At 70.2% G+C, this 16601-nt stretch carries 17 protein-coding genes and 1 riboswitch; of the genes, 16 read left to right on the top strand and 1 reads right to left on the bottom strand.

Going from position 1 to position 16601, the window contains the following annotated elements:
- Nucleotides 1–109 precede the first annotated feature (109 nt).
- From rpe to ABD989_RS02260, 6 genes are all read left to right on the top strand, one after another.
- Nucleotides 110–799: a ribulose-phosphate 3-epimerase gene (rpe, locus tag ABD989_RS02285; protein WP_345312272.1), complete on the top strand. Its 690-nt coding sequence runs from the start codon at nt 110–112 to the stop codon at nt 797–799.
- Nucleotides 799–1797 carry a bifunctional diaminohydroxyphosphoribosylaminopyrimidine deaminase/5-amino-6-(5-phosphoribosylamino)uracil reductase RibD gene (gene ribD / locus ABD989_RS02280; RefSeq protein ID WP_345312271.1) on the top strand — a complete coding sequence of 333 codons (999 nt, stop codon included), beginning with the start codon at nt 799–801 and terminating at the stop codon, nt 1795–1797. Before rpe ends, ribD begins: the two co-directional genes overlap by 1 nt.
- Nucleotides 1798–1856: 59 nt before the next feature.
- A riboswitch (FMN riboswitch) is annotated at nt 1857–2011 on the top strand.
- Nucleotides 2012–2066: 55 nt separating this feature from the next.
- Nucleotides 2067–2693: a riboflavin synthase gene (locus ABD989_RS02275; protein ID WP_345312270.1), complete on the top strand. Its 627-nt coding sequence runs from the start codon at nt 2067–2069 to the stop codon at nt 2691–2693.
- Nucleotides 2690–3967, top strand: a complete 1278-nt coding sequence (locus ABD989_RS02270; protein ID WP_345312269.1) for a bifunctional 3,4-dihydroxy-2-butanone-4-phosphate synthase/GTP cyclohydrolase II — start codon at nt 2690–2692, stop codon at nt 3965–3967. Before ABD989_RS02275 ends, ABD989_RS02270 begins: the two co-directional genes overlap by 4 nt.
- The gene (ribH, locus tag ABD989_RS02265) at nt 3964–4440 is read left to right on the top strand and encodes a 6,7-dimethyl-8-ribityllumazine synthase (protein ID WP_246995849.1); all 477 of its coding nucleotides are present in this window, start codon (nt 3964–3966) and stop codon (nt 4438–4440) included. Before ABD989_RS02270 ends, ribH begins: the two co-directional genes overlap by 4 nt.
- Nucleotides 4437–4946: a PH domain-containing protein gene (locus ABD989_RS02260; protein ID WP_246995851.1), complete on the top strand. Its 510-nt coding sequence runs from the start codon at nt 4437–4439 to the stop codon at nt 4944–4946. Before ribH ends, ABD989_RS02260 begins: the two co-directional genes overlap by 4 nt.
- A 9-nt stretch (nt 4947–4955) precedes the next feature.
- Here the strand turns inward: ABD989_RS02260 and ABD989_RS02255 are convergent, their stop codons facing one another.
- On the bottom strand, nt 4956–5780 hold the full coding sequence (locus ABD989_RS02255) for a hypothetical protein (protein WP_345312268.1): 825 nt from the start codon (nt 5778–5780) through the stop codon (nt 4956–4958).
- Nucleotides 5781–5838: 58 nt separating this feature from the next.
- Here ABD989_RS02255 and ABD989_RS02250 point away from each other — a divergent pair, with 58 nt between their 5' ends.
- The 10 genes from ABD989_RS02250 to secG all read left to right on the top strand — a co-directional run bounded on the left by ABD989_RS02250 (nt 5839) and on the right by secG (nt 16591).
- The gene (locus ABD989_RS02250) at nt 5839–7305 is read left to right on the top strand and encodes a bifunctional phosphatase PAP2/diacylglycerol kinase family protein (RefSeq protein ID WP_345312267.1); all 1467 of its coding nucleotides are present in this window, start codon (nt 5839–5841) and stop codon (nt 7303–7305) included.
- A 138-nt stretch (nt 7306–7443) separates the two neighbouring features.
- Nucleotides 7444–9444 carry an excinuclease ABC subunit UvrC gene (gene uvrC / locus ABD989_RS02245; RefSeq protein ID WP_246995857.1) on the top strand — a complete coding sequence of 667 codons (2001 nt, stop codon included), beginning with the start codon at nt 7444–7446 and terminating at the stop codon, nt 9442–9444.
- Nucleotides 9445–9454: 10 nt separating this feature from the next.
- A complete protein-coding gene (gene rapZ, locus ABD989_RS02240) occupies nt 9455–10351 on the top strand; it encodes an RNase adapter RapZ (RefSeq protein ID WP_345312266.1) in 897 nt (298 codons plus the stop codon).
- Entirely contained in the window at nt 10348–11379 is a 1032-nt protein-coding gene (locus ABD989_RS02235) for a gluconeogenesis factor YvcK family protein (protein ID WP_345312265.1), read from the top strand. Before rapZ ends, ABD989_RS02235 begins: the two co-directional genes overlap by 4 nt.
- 47 nt (nt 11380–11426) lie before the next feature.
- Entirely contained in the window at nt 11427–12410 is a 984-nt protein-coding gene (gene whiA / locus ABD989_RS02230) for a DNA-binding protein WhiA (protein WP_345312264.1), read from the top strand.
- On the top strand, nt 12411–13154 hold the full coding sequence (locus tag ABD989_RS02225) for an immunity protein Imm33 domain-containing protein (RefSeq protein WP_345312263.1): 744 nt from the start codon (nt 12411–12413) through the stop codon (nt 13152–13154). It abuts the gene before it with no gap.
- Between the two features lie 83 nt (nt 13155–13237).
- The gene (gene gap, locus ABD989_RS02220; protein WP_246995865.1) at nt 13238–14254 is read left to right on the top strand and encodes a type I glyceraldehyde-3-phosphate dehydrogenase; all 1017 of its coding nucleotides are present in this window, start codon (nt 13238–13240) and stop codon (nt 14252–14254) included.
- A 6-nt stretch (nt 14255–14260) separates the two neighbouring features.
- Nucleotides 14261–15478, top strand: coding sequence for a phosphoglycerate kinase (locus ABD989_RS02215; RefSeq protein ID WP_345312262.1), 1218 nt, complete (start codon nt 14261–14263; stop codon nt 15476–15478).
- A gap of 3 nt (nt 15479–15481) precedes the next feature.
- A complete protein-coding gene (gene tpiA, locus ABD989_RS02210) occupies nt 15482–16273 on the top strand; it encodes a triose-phosphate isomerase (protein WP_246995869.1) in 792 nt (263 codons plus the stop codon).
- Between the two features lie 84 nt (nt 16274–16357).
- A complete protein-coding gene (secG, locus tag ABD989_RS02205) occupies nt 16358–16591 on the top strand; it encodes a preprotein translocase subunit SecG (protein WP_246995871.1) in 234 nt (77 codons plus the stop codon).
- Nucleotides 16592–16601 lie beyond the last annotated feature (10 nt).

Genomic DNA, 16601 nt, shown 5'->3' with positions numbered 1-16601 from the left:
TCGAGGCGGTCTATTTCCATGACTTGTCGGCGGATTTTCCAGTGGCTTCTCCGGTGGCCACGAGCGGAGCGGGCGGGCCGTTTCGCGGCGGGGTCGTAGACTCGTCCCCATGTGCCAACGCCCCGCGCCGATGATCGCGCCCTCGATTCTGTCCGCCGACTTCGCGAATCTGGCCGACGAGATCGCCAAGGTCGGTCCGTCCGACGTCGACCCGGGCGTCGACTGGGTGCACGTGGACGTGATGGACAACCACTTCGTGCCCAACCTGACGCTGGGGCTGCCGGTGGTCGAGTCGCTGCTGAAAGCCACCGACATCCCGCTGGACTGCCACCTGATGATCACCGATCCCGGCCGCTGGGCACCCGCCTACGCCGAGGCCGGCGCCTACAACGTCAGCTTCCACGCCGAGGCCACCGACGATCCGATCAGCGTCGCCCGCGACATCCGCGCCGCCGGCGGCAAGGCCGGACTCGGCATCAAGCCGGGCACCGCGCTGGCCCCGTACCTCGACATCCTGTCCGAGTTCGACACCCTGCTGATCATGAGCGTGGAGCCCGGCTTCGGCGGCCAGAAGTTCATGCCCGAGGTGCTCGACAAGGTGCGTGAGCTGCGCACCAAGATCGACGCCGAGCAGCTGAAGCTGATCGTCGAGATCGACGGCGGTATCGCCACCGACACCATCGAGCAGGCCGCGGAAGCCGGTGTGGACTGCTTCGTCGCTGGTTCAGCGGTCTACGGCGGTGACGACCCTGCCGCCCGCGTGGCCTCCCTGCGCGCGCTGGCCACCGCAGCACGCTGATGCGCGAGCAGGCGATGGCGACCGCCATCGCCGCCTCGCAGGCGGCGGTCGGTGTGAGTTCGCCCAACCCGCCCGTCGGCGCGGTGATCCTCGACGCCGACGGCGCCGTGGTCGGGGTGGGCCACACCCAGCCGGTCGGCGGACCGCACGCCGAGGTGATGGCGCTGCGCCAGGCCGGCCCGGCCGCCCGGGGCGGCACCGCCGTGGTCACCCTCGAACCGTGCAACCACACCGGGCGCACCGGCCCCTGCGCGCAAGCCCTGCTCGACGCCGGAGTAGCGGAGGTGCGCTACGCCGTGGCCGACCCGAACCCGCAGGCGTCCGGGGGAGCAGCCGCCCTCGCCGCGGCCGGCGTCACCGTCGCCGGCGGTCTCGGCGAGGCCGACGCCCGCCGAGGGCCGTTGCGGCACTGGCTGTTTCGCCAAGAACACGGGCGGCCGTTCGTCACCGCCAAGATCGCGGCGACCCTCGACGGCCGTATCGCGGCGCCCGACCGGACCAGCCAGTGGATCACCGGCCCGCAGTCGCGGGAGCACGCCCATGCCCGCCGCGCCCAGCTCGACGCCATCGTGATCGGCACCGGCACCGCGCTGGCCGACGACCCGTCGCTCACCGCCCGCCGCCCGGACGGCACCCTGCACACGCACCAGCCGACGCGCGTGGTGCTCGGCACCCGGGACCTGCCACCGGACGCAGGACTGCGCGACGGCGCGGCACCGCTGGTGCAGGTGCACTCCCACGATCCGCGCGACGTCCTGGCCGCGCTGCCCGACGCGCTCTGGATCCTCGTCGAGGGCGGCCCGGGCATCGTCGGCGCCTTCCTGGCGGCTGAACTCGTCGACGAGGTGCAGGTGTATCTGGCGCCGACCATCCTCGGCGCGGGCCACTCCGCGGTCCACGATGCGACCGTCACGACGCTGTCGCAGGCCCATCACCTGCGTCGAGAGTCGGTCACCGAGCTCGGTGAGGACCTGCTCATCACCCTGTCGCCGCGCTGAAATCGCCGGGGACCGATGCCGCGCCGACACGCCGACACGCCGTCGTGCTAGCGTCGATGATGAGTTCTCGGGGCGGGGTGCAATTCCCCACCGGCGGTAATGGATCGGTACCACACTGATTCGAGCCCGCGAGCGCCCGCGCTGTGCGCGGGGACAGCAGATTCCGGTGTGATCCCGGAGCCGACGGTCATAGTCCGGAAGCGAGAGAACGGCAGTGCGGCGCCCGGTCGTCACTTGTCATCCCCGAGCGCGGACGCCAAAGGAGACAAGTGTTTACCGGAATCGTGGAGGAGCGCGGCGAGATCGTCGCCCGCGAAGACCTCGACCAAGCCGCTCGATTCTCGATCCGCGGACCCCTGGTCACCAGTGACGCCTCCTACGGCGACTCGATCGCCGTCAACGGCGTGTGCCTGACCGTCGTCGAACACGTCGACGGCGTCTTCACCGTCGACGTGATGGCCGAGACCCTCCAGCGCAGTTCGCTCGCCGAGCTGGCCGCGGGCGCGCCGGTCAATCTCGAGCGCGCCATGGCCGCCGACGGCCGGTTCGGCGGACACATCGTCCAGGGCCACGTCGACGGCGTCCGCACCGTCCTGGCGATCTCGCCGACCCCGAACTGGACCGTCGTGCGCGTCGGACTGCCCGCGGACCTGGAGCGGTACGTCGTGGAGAAGGGTTCGATCACCCTCGACGGCACGTCGCTGACGGTCTCGGCCATCGGCCACGAGAACGATCAAGCTTGGCTGGAAGTCTCCTTGATCCCCACCACGCTCGCCGAAACCACCCTGGGCTTGGCTCAGGTCGGTACCCCGGTGAACCTCGAGGTGGATGTGATCGCAAAATACGTAGAGCGGCTGACGGGCGCGGGCATCGCGCGCCAGGAGAAGGGCGAATGAGCGACATGACCGACGACACCACCCCGAAGGTTCCCCTCGACACCGTCGAACGTGCGCTCGCCGACATCGCCGCCGGCAAGGCCGTCGTCGTGGTCGACGACGAGGACCGCGAGAACGAAGGCGACCTGATCTTCGCCGCCGAGAAGGCGACCCCGGAACTGGTCGCCTTCATGGTGCGCTACACCTCCGGCTACGTCTGCGTGCCGATGGAGAGCGTCGACTGCGACCGCCTGGGCCTGCCGCCGATGTACTCGGTGAACCAGGACAAGCACGGCACCGCCTACACCGTGACCGTCGACGCCCGCGAGGGAATCGGCACCGGTATCAGCGCCGCCGACCGGGCGGTCACCATCCGAAAGCTGGCCCAGACCGACACGGCCGCACACGATTTCACGCGCCCCGGCCACGTCGTGCCGCTGCGTGCCCGCGAGGGCGGCGTGCTGCGTCGGCCCGGCCACACCGAGGCCGCCGTCGACCTCGCCCGCCTCGCCGGCTTGCGTCCGGCCGGCGTGATCTGCGAGATCGTCAGCCAGAAGGACGAGGGCGAGATGGCGCGCACCGACGAACTGCGCGTCTTCGCCGACGAACACGACCTGGCGCTCATCTCGATCGCCGACCTGATCACGTGGCGTCGCCGCAACGAGAAGCACGTGGTCCGTGTCGCCGAAGCCCGCATCCCCACCGCGCACGGCGATTTCACCGCCGTCGGCTACTCCAGCCCCTACGACGACGTCGAGCACGTCGCTATGGTGATGGGCGATGTCAGCGAAGGCAGCGACGTGCTGGTGCGCGTGCATTCGGAGTGCCTCACCGGCGACGTCTTCGGCTCGCTGCGTTGCGACTGCGGTCCGCAACTCGACGCGGCGTTGGCCGCCGTCGCCGAAGAGGGCCGCGGCGTGGTGCTCTACATGCGCGGACACGAAGGCCGCGGCATCGGCCTGCTGCACAAGCTGCAGGCCTACCAGCTGCAGGACGGCGGCGCCGACACCGTCGACGCCAACCTTGCGCTGGGCCTGCCCGCCGACGCCCGCGACTACGGACTCGGCGCACAGATCCTGGTGGATCTCGGTGTGCGCTCCATGCGGTTGCTCACCAACAACCCGGCCAAGCGCATCGGCCTCGACGGCTACGGCCTCGAAATCCTCGAGCGGGTGCCGATGCCGGTGCGCGCCAACAAAGAGAACCTGCGTTACCTGCAGACCAAGCGTGACCGCATGGGTCACGAGCTGACCGACCTCGAGGACGGTCCGGACACGGAAGGAACCGGCGCGTGAGCGGTCACGGAGAACCCACCCTGGAGCTGGCGAACGCCGGCGCACTGAAGGTCGCGATCGTGGCCTCGCAATGGCACGAGGTGATCTGCACCGCGCTGCTCGACGGCGCCGCCAACGCCGCCGCGGCCGCGGGCGTCACCGACCCGACCGTGGTGCGCGTGGCCGGAGCCATCGAACTGCCGGTGATCGTGCAGGCGCTGGCCCGCACGCACGACGCCGTCGTCGCCCTCGGCGTCGTCATCAAGGGGGAGACCCCGCACTTCGAGTACGTCTGCGATGCCGTGACCGCCGGTCTGACTCGGGTCTCGCTCGACGAGTCGACCCCGGTCGGCAACGGCGTGCTCACCACCCTGAACGAGGCGCAGGCGCTCAACCGCGCCGGACTGCCCGAGTCGTCGGAGGACAAGGGCGCGCAGGCGATGACCGCGGCCCTCGCCTCGGCGCTGACGCTGCGGGAGCTCGCGCAGCGATGACCGCCGAGGAACCCACCGACTGGGACATGGTCTATCGGCCGTCCGGGATCGTGCGGATCGTGATCATCGCGATTCTGGTCGTGCTCGCCATCCACATCACGTTCGGTCTGCTGCTGACCATCTCCTACACCGGCGTCAACATCGGGTGGGGCGACCAGATCGCGCTGATCGGCATCGGCGTGGTGATCTGCTGCTCCCTGCTGCTGTTCACCCGTTCCCGGCTGCGCGTCGGACCGGAGGGTGTCGGCGTGCGCAACCTGGTCTCCGAGCGCTTCTACGAATGGGACGCGGTCAAGGGGCTGTCGTACCCGGAGAAGGCCCAGTGGGGCCGCCTCGACTTCGCCTACGACGAGCACATCCCGGTGATGGCCGTGCAGGCACGCGACGGCGCTACCGCCGTCGCCGCGATGCGACGATTCCGCGAACTGCAGGTGCAGTACGCGACGGACCCCACCGGGAAGACCCCGCCCGCGGAGACGGCCGCCCCCACCGAGCGCAAGGACTGACCGAGTCGCTCAGCGCGCGATGATCGCCCGCAGCGGTACACCCAGCGCGGCGGCCCGCTGCTCGACGGCCGCGAGCACGGCAGGATCGGTACCCGCGGGCAGATCCAGCTCGAACTGCGGTGCGTCGACCGGCTCCTGCGACGTCGCCCGCCACCGCCGCGGGGTGACGTCGGGCGGTAAGGCCGCCAGAATCAGGCGCATCGGGCGCAGGGCTTGGACCGACCCGTCCGCATCGAGGCTCACCACGCCCAACGACCCGACGTGACCGCTGCGTGCTGAGAGGCGCCGGACAGTCGGCGGTCGGGTCTGCGCGTACGCCACCAGCGCGTCGGCGCTCGCGTACGGGTCACCCGAGGTCCGCGCGTCCAGATCGCCGGCCGACGCCCACATCTCGATCAGTCCGGGATCGGTGGCGGCGTACGCACGCACCAGCTGGACGCGCTCGCGTAACGCGGCCGGATCGGTGTCCTGCACCGGTTCGTCGCCGGTCCGGACGAACACCGAGACGCGCGCCGGGGCGCCACTGCCGTTCGGGGTGGTGACGAAGACGGACAGACTGTGGTGGTTGACCTTCTGGTCGGTCCGGTACCGCGCAATCTCGCTGATCGCGGTGGCGATCTGGTCGTCGGTCAGACCGTCTCGCAGGTCCACCCGGGTGTCGGCATTGCCCTGACCAGGCAGGTTGTTGTAGCCGCGGACGTCGTAGTCGGCCACGTCGTCGCGGGTGGCGAGGTACTTCTCGTACTCGGCGGCGAACTCCGTGCCGGCATTCAACGTGCAGCCGGTCACCAGCCCGGCCACCACGATCAGCCACACCAGCATCCGGCGCCTCATGGGCTCAGAGTAGTCGCGCACGGCAGACACGACCGCGGTCCGCCGTTACCGTGGAGCAATGATCCGACTGCCGTTCACCGAAGGCCTGTCCGACCTGGATGTCCGCGTCTTCGAAGCCATCGCCCACGCTCCCAGCCCGCTGCTGGACGCCACGATGCGACCCCTGTCCGCGTCCGCCGATCACGGACGTCTCTGGTTCGTGCTGGCCGGCGGAATGGCGTTGACGCGGCGTACCGATCTCCAGCGGGCGGCCGTCCGGGGCGTGGTGACCCTCGGCGCGGCGAGCCTGCTGGCCAACCAGGTCGGCAAACGCCTCTATCCGCGACGGCGTCCCAACGCCAGTCGCATCACCGTGGAGCGTCTGCGTCGGCAGCCGATGTCGAGCTCGTTCCCGTCCGGGCATTCGGCCAGCGCCGCAGCCTTCGCCACCGCGGTGGCCACGGAGAACCGGCCGGTCGGTTTCGCCCTTGGACTACTGGCCGGGGCGGTGGGTCTTTCGCGCATCACCACCGGCGCGCACTACCCGGGCGATGTGCTCGGTGGCTTCCTCCTCGGTAGCGGCCTGGCCGTACTCGGCGCGCGACTGGTCCCGCTGGTCGACGAGAACATGCTGATCGTGGCGCCGCCGAGCCCGGCCGTCGAACCGCCCCGGCCGGACGGCGCCGGCGTCACCGTCCTGGTGAACCCGACCTCCGGGGACGGCACCGGCGCACGAGTCCTCGATCACATCACGGAGGCGCTGCCCGCCGCCCGCATCGTCGAGGTGGCCGAGGCCGACGATCTGGACCGACTGGCCGCCGACGCCGCGGCCGGCGCCGAGGTGCTCGGAGTGGCCGGCGGCGACGGCACCGTGGCGACCGTCGCTCGGCACGCACTCGCCGCAGGTCTCCCGCTGGCGGTGTTCGCGGCCGGGACCTTCAACCACTTCGCCAAGGACGTCGGCACCGCCACCGCCGAGGCCACCGTGGCAGCCGTCCGCGACGGGCGCGCCGCGCAGGTGGATGTGCTCCTGCTCAACGAGGAGACGGTCATCCTCAACACTGCGAGTATCGGGGCCTACCCGGAGTTCGTCCGCATGCGCGAGCGCTACCAGAACTCCGCGCGCAAACCCGTCGCCGCGTTCCGCGCCGCCCTGCACGTGCTGCGGCACAGCTCGCCGGTGACCGTGACGATGAACGGCGCCGAGGTGTCGACGCTGTTCTTCTTCCTGGGCAACGGTCGGTACGGCGCGCCCGGCCTGTTCCCGGGGCGTCGTGCGCGCCTCGACGACGGCCTGATCGACGTCCGGTACCTCACCACCGGCCACCGCTTCGAGCGGCTGCGCCTCGCGGCCTCGCTGCTGTCCGGCCGCATCCGCAACTCCCACCTGTACCAGGAGGCCCAGGTCCCGGAGTTCACCATCGAGTCGGCCGAGCCGATCCGCGTCGCCCACGACGGCGAAGCCGGGGAACCGACCACCCGCGCCGACTTCCGCCTGGACTACCGCTCCCTGCGCGTCTTCGGCACCGCGAAGGTGCCGCGCTGATGATGCTCGGCAGAGTGTGAGGTTGTGGTGCTCCAGGCACCACAACCTCACACTCTGTGGCAGCTACCTCATCGACCGGACACTCTCCTCGCCCTCCCGTCGGCCGGAGCCGTCGGCACCGGCGACTAGCCTGGAGTCGTGGCCGATCCGACGACCTACCGCCCCGCTCCGGGCACCATTCCGACCGATCCCGGCGTCTACAAGTTCCGCGACGCACACGGGCGGGTCATCTACGTCGGTAAGGCCAAGAATCTTCGCGCCCGACTGACCACCTACTTCGCCGACCTGGTGACGCTGCATCCGCGCACCCGGCAGATGGTCACCACCGCGGCCTCGGTGGAGTGGACCGTGGTCGGCACCGAGGTGGAGGCGCTGCAGCTCGAATACAACTGGATCAAGGAGTTCGATCCGCGGTTCAACGTCCGCTACCGGGACGACAAGACGTACCCGATGCTCGCGGTGACCATGAACGAGGAGTATCCGCGGGTCTTCGTCTACCGCGGCGCCCGCAAGCCGGGCGTCCGGTACTTCGGCCCGTACGCGCACGCCTGGGCCATCCGGGAGACCGTCGATCTACTGACGCGCGTGTTCCCGGTGCGGACGTGCTCCAACGGCGTGTTCAAACGCAACGCGCAGATGGGCCGGCCGTGCCTGCTCGGCTACATCGACAAGTGCGCGGCCCCGTGCGTGGACCGCGTCGACGCCGCCGAGCACCGGCGGATCGCCGAGGACTTCTGCGACTTCCTGGCCGGCAAGACGGACACCCTGATTCGCCGCCTCGAACGCGAAATGTCCAGTGCCGCAGAGGAACTCGACTTCGAGCGGGCCGCACGACTGCGCGACGACGTCTCCGCGCTGCGCCGCGCGATGGAGAAGCAGGCGGTGGTCCTCGGCGACGGCACCGACGCCGACGTGATCGCCATGGTCGGCGACGAACTGGAGAACTCGGTGGCCGTGTTCCACGTCCGCGACGGTCGGGTCCGCGGCGAGCGCGGCTGGGTGGTGGAGGTCCAGGAGAACGCCACCCCGGGCGAGCAGGTCGCGGCCTTCCTGCTGCAGTTCTACGGCGACGAACTACAGATGAGCTCCGGCGTGCCCCGCGAGGTGCTGGTCCCGGTGCTGCCCGACGACCACGACGAACTCACCGAATGGCTGTCGCAGCGGCGCGGCAGCCGCGTCTCGCTGCGCGTGCCGCAGCGCGGCGACAAGCGCACCCTCGCCGAGACCGTGGAACGCAATGCCGGCGAGGCCCTGACCCGCCATAAGCTCAAGCGGGCGGGCGACCTGACCACGCGGTCGGCCGCCCTGACCGAACTGCAGGAGGCGCTCGGCACCGACGACGCGCCGCTGCGCATCGAGTGCATCGACATCTCGCACGTGCAGGGCACCGACGTGGTCGCGTCCCTCGTGGTCTTCGAGGACGGCCTGCCGCGCAAGTCCGACTACCGGCACTATTCGATCCGCGAGGCAGCCGGCGACGGCCACTCCGACGACGTCGCCTCCATCGCGGAGGTCACCCGGCGCCGCTTCCAGCGCCACCGCACCGATCTCGCCGCGGACCAGGCCGAGCAGGCCGCTGAGCAGCCCGGCAACGGGGGAGACCTGGCACCGGAGGCGGCCCTCGATCCGGCCACCGGCCGACCGCGCCGGTTCGCCTACCCGCCCAACCTGTTCGTCGTCGACGGCGGGCAGCCGCAGGTGCATGCGGCGGCCGCGGTCCTGGACGAACTGGGCGTGACCGATGTCGCGATCATCGGTCTGGCGAAAAGGCTGGAAGAAGTCTGGGTTCCAGGCGACGATGAACCGGTGATCCTGCCGCGTAACTCCGAGGCGCTGTTTCTTCTGCAGCGCATTCGCGACGAGGCGCACCGGTTCGCGATCGGCTTCCACCGGTCCAAGCGCAGCAAGCGGATGACCGCCTCGGCGCTGGACGGCATCGCCGGTCTCGGCGCCACCCGGCGCACCGCGCTGGTGACCCATTTCGGGTCCGTGGCGAACCTCAAGAAAGCCGACATCGACGAGATCGCTCAGGTCCCCGGCATCGGAGCGACCACCGCGCGCAGCGTCTACGAGGCACTGCGCGACGAGCAACCCACCCCGGCAGTACAGCCCGCCCCAGCAGAAAGGTCTACCCAGTGAGGTCTCCCCAATGAGCCACGCGGACACCCCGTCGACGGTCCTGTTCGTCACCGGCATGTCGGGTGCCGGACGGACCTCGGTGGCGAACGTCCTGGAGGACGACGGTTGGTACGTGGCCGACAACGTCCCGGTCGCGGTGATCGGTCAGGTGATCGACGGCGTGCCGGCGACGGCCGGGACACCGCCGAAGATCGCCATGGTGGTTCGCCCCACCGGCCCGAGTTTCGCCGCCGATCTGACGCACCTGCGCCAGGAACTGGCGGCCGGCGGTGCGCAGACGCACCTGCTGTTCGTCGACGCCTCCGATCCGGTGCTCATCCGCCGCTTCGAGGCCGTGCGACGTCGCCACCCGCTGCAGGGCACCGGCACCCTCTCCGAGGGGATCGCCGCCGAACGCGAGATGCTGGCGGCGGTGAAGGCCGACGCGGAGACCGTCATCGACACCTCGGACCTGTCGGCCACCCGCCTGCGCACCATGGTCTCCAGCGTGTTCCGGTCCTCGGAGAGCCAGGGCCTGACCATCGCGGTGCAGTCGTTCGGGTTCAAGTACGGGCTGCCCATCGACTGCAACCTGGTGGCCGACGTCCGCTTCCTGCCGAACCCCTACTGGATCCCGGAACTGCGCGACCACAACGGACTCGAAGCACCGGTGCGCGACTATGTGCTCGGCCAGCCCGACGCCGACGACTTCCTGGACCGCTACGTGGACCTGGTGGACATCGTCGCGCGCGGCTACCTCCGCGAGGGCAAGGGGTACATGACCATCGGCATCGGCTGCACCGGCGGCAAGCACCGCAGCGTCGCGATGACCGAGGAACTGACCCGGCGCCTCACCGCGGTTGCCGACGACGACGGCAATCCGCGCTACGTGGTCGAGGCCGGCCATCGCGATCTGGGGCGCGAGTGAGCGCCGCCGCGGGTACGCCGCCGGCGCGGCGGGATCTGCGCGCGGTCGCGCTCGGCGGCGGCCACGGCCTGTACAACACGCTGACCGCGCTGCGCTATCTGACCGCCGACGTCACCGCGGTGGTGACCGTCGCCGACGACGGCGGATCATCGGGACGCCTGCGGCACGAACTCGGTCGCATTCCGCCCGGGGACCTGCGGATGGCGTTGGCCGCCCTGCTGTCGGCGCCGGCCGCGCTGGAGGACTGTCGCGCGAGCGACCCGGCGGCCGCTGAGCGCCACGCGCGGTGGGCGCGCATCCTGCAGCACCGCCTCGGCGGCAGCGGGGCCCTCGCCGGTCATCCGGTGGGCAATCTGCTGCTGTCCGGAGTGGACGAGTACTGCGGCGACCTCGTGTCCGCCCTCGACGAGCTCGTCGACCTCTTCGGCATCGACGGCCGCGTGCTGCCGATGTCCACCGAACCACTGGTGATCGAGGCCGACGTGACCGGCCTGGAGGAGGACCCGCGCATGAGCCGGGTGATCCGCGGCCAGGTCGCCGTGGCGACCACGCCGGGCGTGGTGCGGCGGGTGCGACTCACCCCGGAGGCGCCCGCGGCGTGCCCGGCGGCGCTCGCCGCGATCGCCGCGGCCGACGTGGTGACCCTCGGCCCCGGGTCGTGGTTCTCCAGCGTGATCCCGCACGTGCTGGTACCCGAACAGCTGGAGGCGCTGCGAACCACCGCGGCGCGCAAGGTGCTGTTCGTGAACCTCGTCGCGGAGCCGGGGGAGACCACCGGGTTCTCGCTCGAGCGCCATCTGCACGTGCTCAACGCGCATTCCGGCTCGCTGCCGATCGACGACATCGTGGTCGACGCCGCCTCCGTGCCGGCCGGTCGCGAACGCGAACACCTCGAACGCGCCGCCCAGCTCTTCGGCGCCCAGCTGCGCAGCGTCGACCTGGTGCATCCCGATCGGCCGGACGTGCACGATCCGGTCAAGTCGGCGATTGCGCTCGACGGCTTCCTGGGGGCGGGGACACGAAACTGACGCCGCGGTAACCTAGAGCGATCCATCACGAAGGAGGCTTGGTCGATTTGGCCATGACAGGGGCGGTCAAAGACGAGCTGAGTCGGCTCGCGGTAGCGCACCTCAGCAGTCGGAAGGCAGAGGTGTCCGCGCTGCTGCGGTTCGCCGGGGGACTGCACATCGTCGCGGGGAAAGTGGTCGTCGAGGCCGAGGTCGACATGGGCAACGTGGCCCGTCGACTCCGGTCGGAGATCCACGACCTGTACGGCTACGGGTCCGAGGTGCACGTGCTCCGCTCCGGCGGTCTGCGCAAGGGCGCCCGCTACATCGTGCGCGTGGGCAAGGACGGCGAGGCGCTGGCCCGTCAGACCGGCCTGCTCGACCCGCGCGGTCGACCGGTGCGCGGCCTGCCCGCGCAGGTGGTCGGCGGCAGCGTCAGCGATGCCGAGGCCGCCTGGCGCGGCGCCTTCCTCGCGCACGGCTCGCTGACCGAACCCGGCCGCTCGTCGTCGCTGGAGGTCAGCTGCCCGGGCCCGGAGGCCGCGCTCGCCCTCGTCGGCGCCGCCCGCCGGCTGTCCGTGGTGGCCAAGGCCCGCGAGGTGCGCGGCAGCGATCGCGTGGTGATCCGCGACGGTGAGGCCATCGGCGCGCTGCTCACCCGCATGGGCGCCCAGGAGACGCGGCTGGTGTGGGAGGAACGGCGGATGCGTCGCGAGGTCCGGGCCACCGCCAATCGACTCGCCAACTTCGACGACGCCAACCTGCGTCGATCCGCCCGCGCCGCCGTCGCCGCGGCCGCCCGCGTGGAACGCGCCCTGGAGATCCTCGGTGACGAAGTGCCCGACCACCTCCTCGCCGCCGGTCGCCTGCGCGTGGAGCACCGTCAGGCCTCGCTGGAAGAACTCGGCCAGCTCGCCGAACCCGCGATGACCAAGGACGCCGTGGCCGGCCGCATCCGCCGACTGCTCTCGATGGCCGACAAGAAGGCGCGCCTCGAGGGACTGCCCGACACCGAGTCCGCGGTCACCGCGGAACTGCTCGACGAGGCCTGAGTGACCGCCGAGAACACCGAGAACGCCACCTGCCACGTCTCGCAGCGCATCCTCGCCGACGGACGGCCGGTCGGGTACATGGTGCGCGACGAACTCGGGTGGAGTTTCCTGGCCGGCGACGAGACGCAGGAGTACGTCGACGATCCGGCGAACCTCCCGGTGGTCGCGCTGCACGACCTCCTCGAGCGCGACCCCTGGATCGCCGCGCACCTGCAGGCGCCGGTCGGCACCGCCCTGGTGCGCACCGCGACGGGCTTCGCGGTGGAGTCCGCGCCCCCGACGTCACCGATGCCCCCGCCGTCACCGGTGCCGCCGGGCCTGCACCCGGACTACCCGGTGGCGCAGGGACACACGCAACTGTCCGAGCACTGGTCGCTGACCCTGCCGCAACCGATGAACCGCCGGATGGAAGACGGGGCGCTGGTGCTGTGGCGGCCGGGACTGACGCTGTGGCTCACCCTCTGGGACCTCCCGGACGGCAGCAGCCCCGCCGAATACGTCGATCGTCTGCCCGCCGAATCGGCGGAACGGCGTTTCGACGTCCGCCGATGGCGCTATCAGAACGCCCAGTACGTCGGCTACCGGCTCGCCGAGGAGGCGCCGGACGCCCGCGTGCCCGCCCTGTACGGCATCGCCGCGGCCGACGGAGGGGTCCTGCACCTGGCCGCCTACTTCGACGCCGAGTCCACGATGGGCGAGGCGGGGACCATCCTCGCGTCGGCCCGCAACGGGGCCTTGTGCTGACGCGCGTAGACGCGACGATTAGGCTGGAAGTCAGCGGGCCGGACATTCCCACCGGCTCTTCACCCTGGTAATAGGAGTTCACAGTGGCAGTTCGGGTAGGTATCAACGGATTCGGTCGTATCGGCCGTAACTTCTTCCGTGCCGTGGCGGCACAGAACAAGGCCGGTCTGGCCGACATCGAGATCGTTGCGGTCAACGACCTCACCGACATCAACACCCTCGCCCACCTGCTGAAGTTCGACTCGATCCTGGGCCGTCTGCCCGAGGACGTCAGCGTCGACGGTGAGTACATCGTGGTCGGCGACCAGCGCATCAAGGCGCTCGCCCTGCGCGAGGGCCCGGCGGCACTGCCGTGGGCCGAGCTCGGCGTCGACGTCGTGGTCGAGTCGACCGGCATCTTCACCAAGCGCGAGGCCGCCAAGGGCCACCTGGAGGCGGGTGCCAAGAAGGTCATCATCTCGGCCCCGGCCGGCGACCCCGACCTGACCGTGGTGATGGGCGTCAACGACGACCAGTACGACGGCAGCCAGAACATCATCTCCAACGCCTCGTGCACCACCAACTGCCTCGGCCCGATCGCCAAGGTCCTCAACGACAGCTTCGGCATCAAGCAGGGCCTGATGACCACGGTCCACGCCTACACCCAGGACCAGAACCTGCAGGACGCGCCGCACGGCGACCTCCGTCGCGCCCGCGCCGCCGCGATCAACATCGTCCCGACCTCCACCGGTGCCGCCAAGGCCATCGGCGAGGTGCTGCCCGAGCTCAAGGGCAAGCTCGACGGCTACGCCCTGCGTGTGCCGATCCCCACCGGCTCGGTCACCGACCTCACCGTGGAACTGGAGAAGGACGCCACCGCGGAGGAGATCAACGCCGCGATGAAGGCGGCCGCGGACGGCCCGATGAAGGGCATCCTGAAGTACTACGAGGCGCCGATCGTCTCCAGCGACATCGTCACCGACCCGCATTCGTCGCTGCTCGACGCCGGCCTGACCAAGGTCCTGGGCAACCAGGTCAAGGTGGTCTCCTGGTACGACAACGAGTGGGGCTACTCCAACCGCCTCGCCGACCTGATCACTCTCGTCGCGAAGTCGCTGTAACCGACGATGGCTGTACGCACTCTCAAAGACCTTCTCGCCGAAGGTGTGTCGGGCCGGGGCGTGCTGGTCCGGTCGGACCTCAACGTCCCGCTCGAGGGCGGCGAGATCACCGATGCCGGTCGCATCCTGGCCAGCGTTCCCACGCTCCGTCAGCTGCTCGACGCCGGCGCCAAGGTGATCGTCACCGCGCATCTGGGCCGCCCCAAGGGTGAGCCGGATGCCGCGCTGTCGCTGGCTCCGATCGCCGCGCGCCTGTCGACCGAGCTGGGCCGCAACGTCCAGCTGGCCGGCGACGTGGTGGGCTCGGACGCGCTCGCGCGCGCCGAGGGCCTCACCGACGGCGACATCCTGCTCTTGGAGAACATCCGCTTCGACCCGCGCGAGACCAGCAAGGACGACGCCGAGCGCACCAAGCTCGCCACGGCGCTCGTCGAGTTGGTCGGCGACGACGGCGCGTTCGTCTCCGACGGTTTCGGTGTGGTCCACCGCAAGCAGGCCTCGGTCTACGACGTGGCGAAGCTGCTGCCGTCGTACGCCGGCGACCTGGTGGCCACCGAACTGGATGTGCTGACCCGGATCACCACCGACACCGAGCAGCCGTACGCGGTGGTGCTCGGCGGCTCCAAGGTGTCCGACAAGCTCGCCGTGATCGAGGCGCTGGCGCCCAAGGTCGACACCCTGGTGATCGGCGGCGGCATGGCCTTCACCTTCATTAAGGCGCAGGGCAGCCCGGTCGGCGATTCGCTGCTGCAGGAAGACATGATCGACACGTGCAAGGACCTCCTTGAGCGGTTCGGCGATGTGATCCACCTGCCGCACGACATCGTGGTGGCCGACAAGTTCGCGCCCGACGCCGCGACGTCGATCGCGATGACCAGCGACGGCTTCACCGAGGGCATGGGTCTGGACATCGGTCCGGGCAGCGTGGAGCGGTTCGCCGCGGTGCTGCGCTCGGCCAAGACCGTGTTCTGGAACGGCCCGATGGGCGTGTTCGAGTTCGAGATGTTCGCCGCGGGCACCCGCGGCGTGGCCGAGGCGATCGTCGCGGCCACCGCGGACGGCGCGTTCAGCGTGGTCGGCGGCGGCGACTCGGCGGCTGCGGTGCGGTCGTTCGGTCTGTCCGACGACGCCTTCTCGCACATCTCCACGGGCGGCGGCGCCTCCCTGGAGTACCTCGAGGGCAAGGAACTGCCCGGTCTCGCTGTTCTCGAAACGGAGGGTTAGTCCATGGCACAGCAGCGTAAGCCGCTCATCGCGGGCAACTGGAAGTGCAACCTCAACCACTTCGAGGCCATCGCACTGGTGCAGAAGGTCGCGTTCGCGCTGCCGGAGAAGTACTACGACAAGGTGGACGTCACCGTGCTGGTGCCGTTCACCGACATCCGCAGCGTGCAGACCGTGGTCGACGGCGACAAGCTCCTGCTCACCTATGGTGCGCAGGACGTCTCCCAGCACGACTCGGGCGCGTACACCGGCGAGATCAGCGGCGCCTTCCTGAGCAAGCTCGGCGTCAGCTTCGTGGCCGTCGGGCACTCGGAGCGTCGCACCCTGCACGGGGAGACCGACGAGGTGGTGCTGGCCAAGACCAAGGCGGCGCTGCGTCACGGCCTCACCCCGATCGTGTGCATCGGCGAGGGGCTGGACATCCGCGAGGCAGGCGACCACGTCGCCTACAACGTGGCCCAACTGAAGGCCTCCCTGGCCGGACTCTCTGCCGCGGAGATCAGCAAGCTCGTGGTGGCGTACGAACCGGTCTGGGCCATCGGCACCGGCCGGGTCGCCAGCGCCGAGGACGCGCAGGAAGTCTGCGCGGCCGTCCGCGAGGCTCTCGCCGAGATCGCCGACCCGGCCACCGCGGCCGGCGTCCGGGTGCTCTACGGCGGCAGCGTGAGCGCCAAGAACGTGGCCGAGATCGTCGGGCAGCCCGACGTCGACGGTGCACTGGTCGGCGGCGCGTCGCTGAAGGCCGACGAGTTCGCGCAACTGTCCGCCATCGCGGCGGGCGGGCCGTTGCTCTGATCGGAAGGACCATCGCGTAGACTGTGGCAGGTTGCTCTCTGAGCGACCTGCCACAGTTCTTTTGACCGAACGGACTCTCCCCTCGTGACTCTCGCGCTGAACATCGGCCTGATCATCACCAGCCTGCTGCTGATCGTCCTGGTGCTGCTGCATCGCGCCAAGGGCGGCGGCCTGTCGTCCCTCTTCGGTGGCGGCGTGCAGTCGAGTTTGTCCGGTTCGTCGGTGGTCGAGAAGAACCTCGACCGACTGACCATCTTCGTCGGTCTGATCTGGCTGATCTTCATCGTCGGCGTCGGCCTGGACATCAAGTACTCCTAAGCCATACCCT

Origin of the sequence: Gordonia alkaliphila, assembly GCF_039542465.1 — a bacterium.
GTDB lineage: Bacteria > Actinomycetota > Actinomycetes > Mycobacteriales > Mycobacteriaceae > Gordonia > Gordonia alkaliphila.
This window is presented reverse-complemented; position numbering and strand designations above follow the sequence as displayed.